This is a genomic window from Mycolicibacterium sp. XJ1819 (assembly GCF_053483675.1).
On sequence record NZ_JBEFST010000017.1, the window covers coordinates 76888 to 89955 of the forward strand.

General features: G+C 65.9%; 16 protein-coding genes. 5 read left to right on the forward strand and 11 right to left on the reverse strand.

The genetic code is table 11. From position 1 onward, the window contains the following. Nucleotides 1-3 precede the first annotated feature (3 nt). The 4 genes from ABQE89_RS19265 to ABQE89_RS19280 form a co-directional block, all read right to left on the reverse strand. On the reverse strand, nt 4-291 hold the full coding sequence (locus tag ABQE89_RS19265; RefSeq protein WP_448419518.1) for a DUF2516 family protein: 288 nt from the start codon (nt 289-291) through the stop codon (nt 4-6). 67 nt (nt 292-358) lie between these two features. Beyond that, a complete protein-coding gene (locus ABQE89_RS19270) occupies nt 359-982 on the reverse strand; it encodes a heparin-binding hemagglutinin (RefSeq protein ID WP_448419520.1) in 624 nt (207 codons plus the stop codon). A gap of 64 nt (nt 983-1046) precedes the next feature. Further along, entirely contained in the window at nt 1047-1451 is a 405-nt protein-coding gene (locus ABQE89_RS19275) for a helix-turn-helix domain-containing protein (protein ID WP_448419522.1), read from the reverse strand. A gap of 98 nt (nt 1452-1549) precedes the next feature. Continuing rightward, on the reverse strand, nt 1550-2854 hold the full coding sequence (locus ABQE89_RS19280) for a DUF445 domain-containing protein (RefSeq protein WP_448419647.1): 1305 nt from the start codon (nt 2852-2854) through the stop codon (nt 1550-1552). Between the two features lie 136 nt (nt 2855-2990). Between ABQE89_RS19280 and ABQE89_RS19285 the strand changes: the two genes are divergently transcribed. The 3 genes from ABQE89_RS19285 (at nt 2991) to ABQE89_RS19295 (ending at nt 5478) form a co-directional block, all read left to right on the forward strand. After that, nucleotides 2991-3689, forward strand: a complete 699-nt coding sequence (locus ABQE89_RS19285; RefSeq protein WP_448419524.1) for a TetR/AcrR family transcriptional regulator — start codon at nt 2991-2993, stop codon at nt 3687-3689. Between the two features lie 19 nt (nt 3690-3708). Then, nucleotides 3709-4551 (forward strand): polyphosphate kinase 2 family protein, encoded by an 843-nt coding sequence (locus ABQE89_RS19290; RefSeq protein WP_448419526.1) that lies wholly within the window; start codon nt 3709-3711, stop codon nt 4549-4551. Nucleotides 4552-4647: 96 nt separating this feature from the next. Then, nucleotides 4648-5478, forward strand: coding sequence for an endonuclease domain-containing protein (locus tag ABQE89_RS19295; protein ID WP_448419528.1), 831 nt, complete (start codon nt 4648-4650; stop codon nt 5476-5478). 138 nt (nt 5479-5616) lie between these two features. Here ABQE89_RS19295 and aceA read toward each other — a convergent pair whose 3' ends face one another. Both aceA and ABQE89_RS19305 read right to left on the reverse strand, forming a co-directional pair. Continuing rightward, on the reverse strand, nt 5617-6903 hold the full coding sequence (gene aceA / locus ABQE89_RS19300; protein ID WP_448419530.1) for an isocitrate lyase: 1287 nt from the start codon (nt 6901-6903) through the stop codon (nt 5617-5619). A 250-nt stretch (nt 6904-7153) separates the two neighbouring features. Next, a complete protein-coding gene (locus ABQE89_RS19305; RefSeq protein ID WP_448419649.1) occupies nt 7154-7930 on the reverse strand; it encodes an acyl-ACP thioesterase domain-containing protein in 777 nt (258 codons plus the stop codon). Between the two features lie 122 nt (nt 7931-8052). Here ABQE89_RS19305 and ramB point away from each other — a divergent pair, with 122 nt between their 5' ends. After that, nucleotides 8053-9489, forward strand: coding sequence for an acetate metabolism transcriptional regulator RamB (ramB, locus tag ABQE89_RS19310; RefSeq protein ID WP_448419532.1), 1437 nt, complete (start codon nt 8053-8055; stop codon nt 9487-9489). 10 nt (nt 9490-9499) lie between these two features. Then, nucleotides 9500-10051 (forward strand): carboxymuconolactone decarboxylase family protein, encoded by a 552-nt coding sequence (locus ABQE89_RS19315; RefSeq protein ID WP_448419534.1) that lies wholly within the window; start codon nt 9500-9502, stop codon nt 10049-10051. A gap of 4 nt (nt 10052-10055) precedes the next feature. Here the strand turns inward: ABQE89_RS19315 and ABQE89_RS19320 are convergent, their stop codons facing one another. From ABQE89_RS19320 to ABQE89_RS19340, 5 genes are read right to left on the reverse strand one after another with little or no spacing between them, the layout of a single operon-like run. Next, nucleotides 10056-10325, reverse strand: a complete 270-nt coding sequence (locus ABQE89_RS19320) for a hypothetical protein (RefSeq protein ID WP_448419536.1) — start codon at nt 10323-10325, stop codon at nt 10056-10058. Beyond that, a complete protein-coding gene (lpdA, locus tag ABQE89_RS19325; RefSeq protein WP_448419538.1) occupies nt 10322-11716 on the reverse strand; it encodes a dihydrolipoyl dehydrogenase in 1395 nt (464 codons plus the stop codon). The genes ABQE89_RS19320 and lpdA overlap by 4 nt, the downstream gene beginning before the upstream one ends. A 34-nt stretch (nt 11717-11750) precedes the next feature. Continuing rightward, nucleotides 11751-12230 carry a hypothetical protein gene (locus ABQE89_RS19330; protein WP_448419540.1) on the reverse strand — a complete coding sequence of 160 codons (480 nt, stop codon included), beginning with the start codon at nt 12228-12230 and terminating at the stop codon, nt 11751-11753. Next, on the reverse strand, nt 12223-12501 hold the full coding sequence (locus ABQE89_RS19335) for a putative holin (protein ID WP_448419542.1): 279 nt from the start codon (nt 12499-12501) through the stop codon (nt 12223-12225). The genes ABQE89_RS19330 and ABQE89_RS19335 overlap by 8 nt, the downstream gene beginning before the upstream one ends. Nucleotides 12502-12528: 27 nt before the next feature. After that, nucleotides 12529-12969 (reverse strand): DUF779 domain-containing protein, encoded by a 441-nt coding sequence (locus ABQE89_RS19340; RefSeq protein WP_448419544.1) that lies wholly within the window; start codon nt 12967-12969, stop codon nt 12529-12531. Between the last annotated feature and the right edge of the window lie 99 nt (nt 12970-13068).

Genomic DNA, 13068 nt, shown 5'->3' on the forward strand with positions numbered 1-13068 from the left:
GCACTATCGCGACTTCCCCTGAATCTCAAGGATTTTGGGCCGCACATCGACGAGATAGACGCCGGCGGCGACCGCGGCGATCACGGTGCCGATGATGCTGGCGCCGAACACCAGCGCCAGCAGGACGCTGACACCGAGGATCACCAGCCAGACCGGCTTGGTCAGCTTGTCTGCGGCGGTGTACGCGTCGGGGCGCTGCATCGCGGCGTGCACGAACGAATAGACCGCCGCCACGATCACCGCGATCTGCAACGCGAAGAGGACGTAACCCACAAGGACTTGGAGATCCACGCTCCACAGCCTATGCGGGTTACGTCCCCTTGGTCGACTCCGGGCCGAAGCCCAGGTGTCGGATTTCTTACTTCTGGGTGACCTTCTTGGCCGCGGCCTTCTTGGCCGGCGCCTTCTTGGCCGCGGCCTTCTTGGCCGGCGCCTTCTTGGCCGTCGACTTGGCAGGCGGCGCCGACTTCTCGGCCTTCCGCGGCAGCTCGACGCCGACCAGCTTGGCGGCGCGCTCGCCGACGGCGCGGGTCTGCGCGGCGACGTTGCCCAGCGCCTCCTGCGTCAGCTCCACGGCCTGGTCGGTGTAGCCCTCGACGCGGCCCGCGGCCTCGTTGAGACCCGACTGGGTGCGCAGGCGCTCGATGGCCGCCTCGCCGCGCTCGACGAGCCGGTTGTAGGTGGTCTGCGCGGCATCGGCGTAGGTCTCGGCGAACTTGCGAAGCTCATCGGAGCTCAGCCGGTCGCGGATGTCGTCGAACTGGGTGGGCAGCTCCTCCTGCAGCTTGTTCAGGCGGGCGCGGCTCTCCTCGACGCGGGCCTCGGCGTCGGAGCGGGCGTCGCCGGCGCGGTCACGCAGGGTCGCCACGATCTCGTTGACACGCTCCAGGGCCAGGTCGGCAGCGCCCACCGCGGCAAGTAGCGGGGCCTTGAGGTCGTCAGCGGTCGGCTGGTTGCGGGCCGGAGTGGTCTTCTTGGCCATGTCGTAATTCCTTTCAGTACAGCGTTTTTGAAGTTTCTGATGTGGGTGTGGTCAGTCGGTGTGTCTAGTCAGTCGTGGGCTCCTCACCTTGGGCCTCGTTCTGCTGGCAAAATGACGTGTAGATGTCGAGCAGCACCTGCTTTTGCCGCTCGGTGATCGCCGTGTCGGTGACGATGGCGTCGCGGACTTCACTGGTCTCGCTGGGCTCGAGGATCCCGGCCCTGACGTAGAGCACTTCCGCGGAGACCCGCAACGCCTTGGCGATCTGACTGAGCACGTCGGCGGATGGCTTGCGCAATCCCCGCTCGATCTGGCTGAGGTAGGGATTGCTCACGCCGGCCTTCTCGGCCAACTGCCGCACCGAAACCTGGGCAGCTTCGCGCTGGGTCCGGATGAAGGTCCCGATGTCCTGCGCGGCGGTCTGTGCAGCACTGGACACGACGGTGGCAAGATTTTCATCCTGCGACATTCACGGCCCCCTCGACTCGTTCAGGTTGGATAACTCAGGTGCGACAACTCCAACCGTACGTCGGGGTGCTAACTTTTGCAAGCAGCGGTTAGCGCAGGTCAGAAGAGTAGTTGGGCTACGGAATAGATCACGAGCCCAGCCAGCGCCCCCACCACGGTGCCATTGATCCGGATGAATTGCAGGTCACGGCCCACGTGCAATTCGATGCGTCGACTCGCCTCGTCGGCGTCCCACCGCTCGATGGTCTCGGTGATGATCGCTGTGATCTGCACCCCATATTCGGTGACCAGGTGTTGGGCCGCGCGGATGATCCAGTTGTCGACCTTGTCGCGCAGGTCGGCGTCGTCGCGTAGCGACTCCCCGATGTGCACCGCGGCCGCGGCGATGCGGCCACGCAACGCCGAGGACGGGTCGTCGATGGATTGCAGGATGATCCGCTTGGCCGTCGACCAGGCCGTCTCGGCGGCCCGCGCCACCTCATCGCGGGCCATCACCTGCTCCTTGACGTTCTCCGCCCGCTGGATGGTGGCGTCGTCGTTCTGCAGGTCGTCGGCGAACTCGAACAGGAATCGAGTCGCCGAGCGGCGCAGCTCGTGGTCGGGGTTGCGGCGCACTTTGTCGGTGAAGTCCATCAACTCGCGGTGAATGCGGTCGCCGACCAGGTGGTCCACCCAGCGCGGTGACCAGGTCGGTGAATCCCGCTCGACGACGCGCTCGATGATGTCCCCGGCGTTCAGCGACCACTGGAAGGCCCGGTCGGCGAGCAGTTGGATGAGTGCTTCCTGGCGGCCCTCGGCCAGCAGCGAGGCGAGTACCCGCCCGATCGGCGGGCCCCACTTCGGTTCGGCGATGCCCTTGACGATCATCCGGTCCAGCACCTGCTGCACGTCCTCGTCACGCAGCATCTCCACCAGAACCCTGAGCACATTGGAGGTTTCGGCCGCGACCCGCTCGGCGTGCGAGGGTTCCGAAAGCCACTTGCCGAGCTGGCCCGCGACCTGCGCGTCGCGCAGCTTGGTCGCGATGACCTCCGGGGACATGAAGTTCTCCCGCACGAACGTGCCCAGGCCCTCGCCGAGCTGGTCTTTCTTGCGTTTGATGATCGCGGTGTGGGGGATCGGGATGCCCAGCGGATGCTTGAACAGCGCGGTGACCGCGAACCAGTCGGCCAGCGCGCCGACCATGCCGGCCTCGGCGGCCGCACGGACATAGCCGACCCAGCCCGCGGCGCCGTGCGACTGCGCCCAGGTGCAGACCAGAAAAACCACCGTGGCGCCGAGGAGGAAGGACAGCGCGACGACCTTCATTCGCCGCAGCCCGCGCTGCCGTTCGGCGTCGGCGGCGCTGTCGGCGCCCGCCAGCGACTCGGCGAAACTGGGGCGCGCTGCCGGGTTGGCCGTCATCGTGCGCCGGCCGGCGGGCGGTCTGTGTGCCACTGCTCCATCATCCGCTACGACGGGCGCGGGTTCGCTGCCAGAACGCTGACAGACAAGATCAGCCGTACTATCGAGGGGAACTACGGAACGGATCGCGGAGATAGTGGCACAGCAGACCGAGGCTATTGCCGTCAAGACCGATGGACGCAAGAGGCGCTGGCACCAACACAAGGTGGAGCGCCGAAACGAGCTGGTAGACGGCACCCTGGAGGCCATCCGGCGGCGCGGCAGCAACGTCAGCATGGACGAGATCGCCGCCGAGATCGGCGTCTCGAAAACAGTGCTGTACCGGTATTTCGTCGACAAGAACGACCTGACCACCGCGGTGATGATGCGGTTCGCGCAGACCACGCTGATTCCGAACATGGCAGCGGCGCTGTCGTCGAACCTGGACGGCTACGACCTGACCCGCGAGATCATCCGCGTCTACGTCGAGACGGTGGCCGCCGAGCCCGAGCCGTACCGGTTCGTGATGGCCAACAACTCGGCCAGCAAGAGCAAGGCGGTGGCGAACTCCGAGCAGATCATCGCCCGCATGCTGGCGGTGATGCTGCGCAGGCGGATGGCCGAGGCGGGCATGGACACCGGTGGCGTCGAGCCGTGGGCGTATCACACGGTCGGCGGCGTGCAGCTGGCCACGCACTCCTGGATGTCGAACCCGCGAATGACCTCCGACGAGTTGATCGACTACCTCACGATGCTGTCGTGGAACGCGCTGTGCGGCATCGTGGAGGTCGGCGGATCGCTGGAGAAGTTCCGTAAGGCGCCACACCCGTCGCCTGCGCTGCCGCCGAAGCAGTAGATCCGACTAGCCTGCGGGCATGTCCTCCTCCGATATGCCGCGTCTGCTGAGGTTCGCCGCCGGCGACCAGATCGCCGATCTCGACACACGGGCCACGCCCGGCTTCGGCGGCGACAAATCGGACGCCGCCGACGTGCAAGACGAACGCAGCGCTCGGCTGGCCGAGCTGCAGGAGATGCTGTACGCCAATCACAAGGCATGTGACGATCAGCGATCGGTGCTGTTGGTGCTGCAGGGCATGGACGCGGCCGGTAAGGGTGGAATTGTCAAACACGTTGTCGGCGTAGTCAATCCGATGGGCGTGCGCTACACCGCGTTCGGCAAACCGACGGAAGAGGAGCTGGCGCACCACTACCTGTGGCGGATTCGGCGGGCGCTGCCGCCGCCGGGGCACATCGGCGTCTTCGATCGCTCGCATTATGAGGATGTGCTCGTCGTGCGGGTGCACAATCTGGTGCCAGCCGACGTCTGGGAGCCGCGCTACGACGAGATCAACGCGTTCGAACGCGAACTCGTCGACGGGGGCACGACGGTGGTCAAGGTCGCGATGTTCATCTCGCTCGACGAGCAGAAGGAGCAATTGCTCGAACGGCTCGAGGACCCGACGAAATACTGGAAGTACAACGCGGGCGACATCGACGAACGCCTGCTGTGGCCCAAGTACCAAGAGGCTTACCAGGCGATGCTCGATCGCACGTCGACCGAGTACGCGCCGTGGCATGTCGTGCCGTGCGATCGCCGGTGGTACAGCCGCTTGGCGGTCACCGAAATGCTGATCTCAGCGCTCGAGGGGTTGGACTTGTCGTGGCCGCCCGCGGATTTCGATGTCGAGGCCGAGCGCCGTCGACTGCTCGACTCTTAGCGCGCCGAGCGTACGGTTGCTGACGCATATCGGCGATTTTTCGTCAGAAACCGTACTTTGGGGAACCGTTTGGCGGGTCCGTGCGCCTAATCAAATGTGGACGGCATCATCCTAGGAAGCCACGCGCTGGCCGCCGGCATCGTGACCCGCCAGACTCTGCGCACGAAATACGTTCAGGTGTATCGCAACGTCTATGCACCGGCGGGTCTCCGACTGACGGCGACGCACCGCGCTGTCGCGGCGTGGCTGTGGTCCCACGGGACGGCCACCCTGGTCGGATGCTCGGCCGCGGCGATGCATGGGACGCGTTGGCTGCCCGACAGAGGCCCAGCAGAGATCGCACATTCTCGCGGCTCATCACCGCCGGGCATTCTCATCCACCGCGGTGTCATCGCTGACGACGAGATCTGCATGCGCGCGAGCATCGACTGCACGACACCGGCCCGCACCGCGTATGACCTCGGTCGATGGACCGTCGGCGACACCGGAATCGAACGGATCGACGCGCTTCTCAACGCCACCGGATGCACCGTCGCCGACGTCGAGCACATCGCCGCCCGCTACCCCGGCGCGCGCGGTATCCGTCGGCTACACGCCGCGTTGGGCCTCGCCGACGGCGGCGCGGAATCCCCGAAGGAAACCGAACTTCGGCTTCTGCTCGTGCGCGGCGGGCTCCCTCGTCCCGTCACCCAGATCAGGGTCGGTAAGCGGCGCGTCGACATGGGCTGGCCGCAGTGGAAAGTCGGCGTCGAGTACGACGGCGAGCAGCACTGGACCAATCCCGACGACTATGCCGACGACATCGAACGCCTGGAATTCCTTGCCTCACAAGGCTGGACGATCGTCCGGGTGAGCTCACGCCAGCTGCGCTACCAGCGCGACGAGATCCTGCGGCGGGTCCGACGGGTGCTGGCTGCCTACCTGTAAACCTCCGCTACCTGTAAACCCCCGCTACGCATCAGGCCCCGCCCAATATATGGACGGGGCCTGATGGCCAAGCGTGTGGCTTAGTGGCTCAAGCCTGTCGGTTCCACTTCCTCCTCGCGGCCCGGGGGCCGCGCATCGTCAGTGGAACTGACCCTCCTCGGTCGAGCCCGCCAGCGCCGTCGTCGACGACGTCGGGTCGACCGTGGTGGCAATCCGGTCGAAGTAGCCGGCGCCGACCTCGCGCTGGTGCCGGGTCGCGGTGTAACCCCGCTCCTCAGCGGCGAATTCGCGCTCCTGCAGTTCGACGTAGGCGCTCATCTGGTTGCGGGCGTAGCCGTAGGCCAGGTCGAACATCGAGTAGTTCAGCGCGTGGAAGCCGGCCAGCGTGATGAACTGGAACTTGAAGCCCATCGCGCCGAGCTCCTTCTGGAACCGGGCGATCGTCGCGTCGTCGAGGTGCTTCTTCCAGTTGAACGACGGCGAGCAGTTGTAGGCCAGCATCTGGTCGGGGAACTCGGCCTTGACGCCCTCGGCGAACTGCTTGGCCAACTCGAGGTCCGGCGTGCCGGTCTCCATCCAGATCAGGTCCGCGTACGGCGCGTACGCCTTGGCCCGCGCAATGCACGGCTCGAGGCCGTTCTTGACCCGGTAGAACCCTTCCTTGGTGCGCTCACCGGTGATGAAGGGCCGGTCGCGCTCGTCGACGTCGGAGGTGATCAGCGTGGCCGCCTCGGCGTCGGTGCGGGCGATGACGACGGTCGGCACGTCGGCGACGTCGGCCGCCAGTCGGGCCGAGGTCAGGGTGCGGATGTGCTGCTGGGTGGGAATGAGCACCTTGCCGCCCAGGTGGCCACACTTCTTCTCCGACGCCAGCTGGTCCTCCCAGTGCGAACCCGCCACACCCGCGGCGATCATCGCCTTCTGCAGCTCGTAGACGTTGAGCGCACCACCGAAACCGGCCTCGCCGTCGGCGACGATTGGCGCCAGCCAGTTCTCCACCGAGGTGTCGCCCTCGACCTTGGCGATCTCATCGGCGCGCAGCAGCGCATTGTTGATGCGGCGCACCACCTGCGGCACCGAGTTGGCCGGATACAGGCTCTGGTCGGGGTAGGTGTGGCCGGACAGGTTGGCGTCACCGGCGACCTGCCAGCCCGACAGGTAGATGGCCTTGAGGCCCGCGCGCACCTGTTGCACCGCCATGTTGCCGGTCAGCGCCCCGAGCGCGTTGACGAACTCCATGTCGTGCAGCTGGTTCCACAGCACCTCGGCGCCGCGGCGGGCCAGCGTGTGCTCCTCGACGACGGAGCCCTGCAGGGCCACCACGTCGGAGGCGGAGTACTCGCGGGTGATGTTCTTCCAGCGAGGGTTGGTGTCCCAGTCCTTCTGGATCTCTTCGGCTGATCTCGGCTTGCCCACGGTTGACATGGCTGCTCCTTCGACTCCTGCGAGTTCTGTTAATACTGAGACGACATCGCTGTCGTGATGACTTGAGGATGCCTCATGACATAACCGCAGGTCCAGTCCATAGTTATGCGAACTTCAGCCAACGCGTCGCCGATTTCTGCAAATTTTGCGAAGACGCCTAACACTTGACCGGTTCAGAAGCTACCGGCCGGTAACACGTTTGCGCACGTCAGTACGGTCGTACTGTTTGATTCGCGCGGTCGGGCCCCGGCTACCGCGTGAAGATGCAGGCAACGGCCTTGGTCTCCGCGCCGACCACATATGTGAGCGTTGTAACAGTGCGATCGGTCAGGTCCGGGCCGAACTGATCGGTGGAACCCGGCGGATACACGTGGCTCAGAATCTCCAGCTTGTCGCCCAACGCCACCGCGGCGTCGTGCTCCATGGTCACCCGCAGGGGATGACGATTCACCTCGGGGTGATGGTGCAGGTAATCCTCGATGACCGACCAATACACCGAGTTGTTCATGTGGTCGAATATGTCGATGTCGCTGACGCGGATCGGGAAGTCACGAACCTGGTCGGCGTCGTCGCGGCTGCCCGCCGACAGGTACGCCTTCCACCGCAGCCGGTCGACGTCGGTGGTGCGCTGCAGGCCCTCCAAGAAGTCGTCCGAGATGCGCGCCGGCCCCTGTGTCTCCCGGTTGATGTTGATCCAGAAGGCCTCGGATTCGATCAGGCCGCCCTTGCGGCCGTCGATGCGCACCCGCATCTCGCACCATCGGTTCGACGTCCCCGAACACCAGCGCCGCAGCCGCAACATGTCCTGGAACTCGATGGGCCTGATCAGATCCACCATGGTGCGGCGCACGATCCACAGCGGATGTGTCTCCTGGAAACCCATCTCGCGCAACTGATCGGAGCCGATGTCCTGGATGTGTCGGGTGGCGGCGTCGAACTTCAACCGACCCTCGCGGTCCACGTCGGCGACCCGTAGGGGCCACTCGATGTCGAACACATCGGGGTGTGGGTCGGGAACGGGCATCATGTCTTTGCCCAGGCCCTGTGTGCCGAGTGCCCGCTTGGTACTCACGGAGGCCGATCCTGCCACAGCCGCCGGTCTGCCAACAATGCGAAGATGGCCTTCGCAGCGTTGTTAGGCTGGATGGCGTGGCGAAAACGTTTGTCGGCTCGCGCGTTCGACAGCTCCGAAACGAACGTGGTTTCAGTCAGGCGGCGCTGGCTCAGATGCTGGAGATCTCGCCGAGTTATCTCAACCAGATCGAACGCGACGTGCGTCCGCTGACCGTCGCGGTGCTGCTCCGGATCACCGAGGTGTTCGGCGTCGACGCCACGTTCTTCGCCTCCGAGGATGACACCCGGCTGGTCGCCGAGCTGCGTGAGGTGGCGCTGGACCGCGACCTCGACCTCGACATCGACCTCGCCGAGGTCGCCGACATGGTCGCCCAACACCCGACGCTGGCGCGGGCCATGGTCAACCTGCACCGGCGCTATCGGTTGACCACCACGCAGTTGGCCGCGGCCACCGAGGACCGGTTCACCGATGGCAGCGGCTTCAGCTCAGGGTCGGGGTCGATCACCATGCCGCACGAGGAGGTTCGCGACTACTTCTACGAGCGGCAGAACTATTTGCACGAACTCGACACCGCCGCCGAAGAACTCACTTCCACCATGGTCATGCAGCGCGGCGAGCTCGCGAGCGATCTGGCCAACCGACTGCGGATCGTGCACGGCGTCGTCATCCGCCGACGCGACGACCTCGGCGAGACAGTGCTGCACCGGTTCGACCCGACGACGAAAATTCTCGACCTCAGCGCCAGCCTGTCGTCGGGCCAGACGGTGTTCAAGATGGCCGCCGAATTGGCCTACCTGGAGTTCGGCGACCTGATCGACAAACTCGTCGACGAGGGCAAGTTCACCAGCGAGGAATCCACGACCCTGGCGCGCCTGGGGCTGGCCAACTATTTCGCGGCCGCAACGGTGTTGCCCTACGGTCAGTTTCACGACATGGCCGAGAACTTCCGCTACGACGTCGAACGCCTTTCGGCCTACTACTCGGTGTCCTACGAGACGATCGCCCACCGGCTGTCCACGCTGCAACGCCCGTCAATGCGTGGCGTGCCGTTCTCCTTCATCCGGGTCGACCGTGCGGGAAACATGTCGAAGCGCCAGTCCGCCACGGGCTTTCACTTCTCCTCCAGCGGCGGTACCTGTCCGTTGTGGAACGTCTACGAGACGTTCGCCAACCCGGGCAAGATCCTGGTGCAGATCGCCCAGATGCCCGACGGGCGCAACTACATGTGGGTCGCGCGCACGGTCGAGCGCCGCGCTTCCAGATATGGTCAGCCCGGTAAGACATTCGCGATCGGTCTGGGCTGTGAGCTTCGCCAGGCGCACCGGTTGGTCTACTCGGAGGGCCTCGACCTCTCCGGTGACTCGAAAGTCTCAGCGACGCCGATCGGGGCGGGTTGCCGCGTCTGCGAGCGCGACAACTGTCCGCAGCGCGCCTTCCCCGCCCTCGGCCGCGCACTGGATCTCGACGAGCACCGCAGCACGGTGTCGCCGTACTTGGTCAGGCAGACATAGACTCGCTCCGGTGAGCGCCATCGAGCCCGCGCGTATCGCGCCCGGCGGATTCAAGGAACTCGGCCCGCTGAACTGGGTCATCGCCAAGCTGGGCGCGCGAGCGATCCGGGCGCCCAGATTCAGCCTGTTCAATGTGCTTGGCCAGCACCGCCTTCTGTTCCTGGCCTGGCTGCCCTACAGCGGGATGCTGCTCGGACTGCTGAGCAAGCTGCCGGTCAAGGACGCCGAGACCGTCATCCTGCGGGTGGGCCACCTGCGCAACTGCGAGTACGAACTGCAGCAGCACCGTCGGCTGGCCCGAACCCGAGGTCTCGGCCCCGAGGTGCAGGCCAGGATCTTCGAGGGGCCGGATGCCGAGGGGCTCACCGACCGGCAGCGCGCACTGATCACCGCCACCGACGAGTTCGTCGTCACCCGCGGGGTGTCGGCCCAGACCTGGGCGGTGCTGGCCCGGCACCTGACCAAACCACAGCTCATCGAATTCTGCATGCTCGCAGCGCAATACGATGGACTGGCCGCGACCATCACCACGCTCAACGTGCCACTGGACTTTCCGGACTGACCGCCTACAGGTACGTCACGCCGAGCACGACCAGCGAGAACAGCACCGGCGAGACCGGCAGCGCCCACAGAAACGCCGCCCACACCTCGGACTTGCGCCGGTAGCAGCGCCAGCCCGTGGCCGCGCAGACCGCGCCGAGCACGAACGACGTCGCGGCGACCACGAGCACCCAGGTGCTGACGCTGGTGGTCGCGACGGCCAGCGAGATCTCGGCCAGCCACAAGATGTGCCCGACCACCAGTCCGCCGATGCCGGCGACCCAGATCGCCCTCAAAAGTTGATCATGTGGCCGGCCAGCCCGTGGAAGCACTCCTGCAGCGCCTCCGACAACGTCGGATGCGTGTGCACGTTGCGGGCCAGTTCGTTGACCGTCAGATCCCATTTCTGCGCCAGGGTCAACTCCGGCAGCAGTTCGGAGACGTCGTGACCGATCAGGTGTCCGCCGATCAGTTCGCCGTAGCGCCCGTCGGCGATCAGCTTGACGAATCCGCTCGGATCCCCCAGCCCGTGCGCCTTGGCGTTCGCGGTCAGCGGGAACTTGGCGACCTTGACGTCGTAGCCCTCCTCGCGGGCCTGCTCCTCGGTGAGCCCGAAGCTGGCGACCTGTGGCTGGCAGAAGGTGGCGCGCGGCATCATCCGGTAGTCGCCGAGCGTCAAAGTCTCTGCGCCTCCGATCGTTTCGGCGGCCACGATGCCCTGAGCCTCGGCGACGTGGGCGAGTTGCAGCTTGCCGGTGACGTCGCCGATGGCGTAGATGTGCGACACGTTGGTGCGCATGTAGTCGTCGATGCCGATCGCGTTGCGGTCGGTCAGCGCCACCCCCGCCGCGTCCAGGCCGTACCCCTCGACGTTGGGCGCGAACCCGATGGCCTGCAACACCTTGTCGGCCTTGAGCTCGTCGGACTTGCCGTCCTTGCTCACCTGGACGGTCACCGTCGATCCGTCATCGCTGATGGACTCCACCTTGGTGCCGGTGCGGATCTTGACGCCGAGCTTCTTGAACTGTTTCTCGATCTCCTTGGACACCTCGGCGTCCTCGTTGGGCAGGGCGCGGGGCAGGAACTCGACGATCGTCACGTCGACACCGAAGTTGCTCAGCGCGTAGCCGAACTCCATGCCGATCGCGCCGGCGCCGGCGATGATGAGCGAGGACGGCAACTCGCGCGACATGATGAGTTCTTCGTAGGTGACGACGTTGTCCGACAGCGAGGTGCCCGGCACGAGTCGGGTGCTGCTGCCGGTCGCGATGATCGCGTTGTCGAAGCTGACGGTCTCGGTGCCGCCCTCGTTGAGGTCGACCTTCAAGGTGTTGGCATCGGTGAACTTGCCGTAGCCGTGGATCTCGGTGATCTTGTTCTTCTTCATCAGGAAGTGCACACCGGCGACGCGGCCGTCGGCCACCTTGCGACTGCGGTCGAAGGCCACCCCGTAGTCCATGGTGGGTTCGCCGCTGATGCCGAAAGTCTTGGCCTCCTTGGTGATGATGTGGGCCAGCTCGGCGTTGCGCAGCAGCGATTTGGATGGGATGCAGCCGACGTTGAGACACACCCCGCCCCAGTACTTGGGTTCGACGATTGCGGTGTTCAGCCCCAGTTGTGCGGCGCGAATGGCTGCGACGTATCCGCCGGGACCTGCTCCGAGAACAACGACGTCATAGTGGGTCACGCCCCTACCCTAATCGCCCGGCGCGATGCCGACCTCAGTAAGGGATCAGGCCCACCAGACAGCGTTCGGCCCACTGGCAGAAGTACAGGCCGTGCAGCACTGCGGCGCCTGCGGTGGCGGCCAGGGGCGCCGACATCACCGCGACGGCCAGCCCCGACACCCACGGCCGGTTGGGCACCATCGCGATGAGCAGACCAATGACGGTGCACAGGATCAGGAAGACCAGCACGACGAACACCGGCGGCGTCTTGTCCAACGAGTGATACCACCAGTAATACAAGCCCCACCCGGCTGCGGCCGCGGCGAGCCACACACAGGCCACCACCGCCACGAACGTCCACCGCTTGAGGTACCGGTAGTTGCCGGGCACGACGACGGGGTGGGCGACGGGCTGGGCCGGTGGCGGCAACGGCGGGTCCGGCTGGGCCGGCTGGGCTGCCAACTCGCCGGTGAACTCGGGCAGGTACGGCTCGGTCGGCTCGCCCGTCAACACTTCGCCCCCGGTATCAGGCACCGCTCACCGCCTGGATCGCCACCAAAACCCCGAACCACCCCGGCGCGATGGCCAGCACGAACGCCCCGAACGCCGTGATCCAGCGTCGCCCGGAGAACAGGATCGCGAGCATGCCGATCGCACCGGGGATCCCGACCACGAGCGCGATCACCACGTCCGGCCGCATCGCGACGCTGACCAGCATGGTCGAGGCGATTCCCAAAATCAGCCCGACCGCGGTCCCCACCAGCAGGGCGCCGGTGAGCAGCCATGCGCGAGGCAGCGGTATCACGTATTCGAGGTTAGCGCCGATCCGGCGTCATCCTTTTGAGCCACGCGGTTGCGGCCGCACACCTCGTGCGTACTCGACACCCGTGATCGGCGGCTGTTCGGCCAGCGCCCGGTTCTCCTCGTCGGTGAATGCGCGGCCGCGGGACAGGAACCGCATGCCCTCGGGCGCCTCGATGCTGAACCCGCCGCCGCGGCCCGGCACCACGTCGATGACCAGCTGGGTGTGCTGCCACGCCTCGAACTGCGGGCCCGAGATCCATACCGGGGTCTCCGAGGCGGTGCCGGTGAGGATGCCGAGCAGGATGTCGCGGTCGCCGACGAGGAACTCACCTTCGGGGTAGCACATCGGCGAGGAGCCGTCGCAGCAGCCGCCGGACTGGTGAAACATCAGCGCGCCGTACCGGTCCTGCAGTGTGGCCAGCAGATCGGCGGCCGCCTCGGTGATCAGCACCCGCGCCGGCGCCGCCATCACACACCCCACCCGTATTGGCGGCCCCACCTCCGGCGCGAACGTTCATTACCGCTCGAAAGATCCGCGAAAAGTCGAGCGGTAATGAACGTTCGGCGG

Coding starts and splice junctions, on each gene's coding strand:
- ABQE89_RS19270 (WP_448419520.1), bottom strand. CDS start 982: ATGGCCAAGAAGACCACTCCGGCCCGCAACCAGCCGACCGCTGACGAC.
- ABQE89_RS19275 (WP_448419522.1), bottom strand. CDS start 1,451: ATGTCGCAGGATGAAAATCTTGCCACCGTCGTGTCCAGTGCTGCACAG.
- ABQE89_RS19280 (WP_448419647.1), bottom strand. CDS start 2,854: ATGACGGCCAACCCGGCAGCGCGCCCCAGTTTCGCCGAGTCGCTGGCG.
- ABQE89_RS19290 (WP_448419526.1), top strand. CDS start 3,709: ATGTCCTCCTCCGATATGCCGCGTCTGCTGAGGTTCGCCGCCGGCGAC.
- aceA (WP_448419530.1), bottom strand. CDS start 6,903: ATGTCAACCGTGGGCAAGCCGAGATCAGCCGAAGAGATCCAGAAGGAC.
- ABQE89_RS19305 (WP_448419649.1), bottom strand. CDS start 7,930: ATGATGCCCGTTCCCGACCCACACCCCGATGTGTTCGACATCGAGTGG.
- ABQE89_RS19340 (WP_448419544.1), bottom strand. CDS start 12,969: ATGGCGGCGCCGGCGCGGGTGCTGATCACCGAGGCGGCCGCCGATCTG.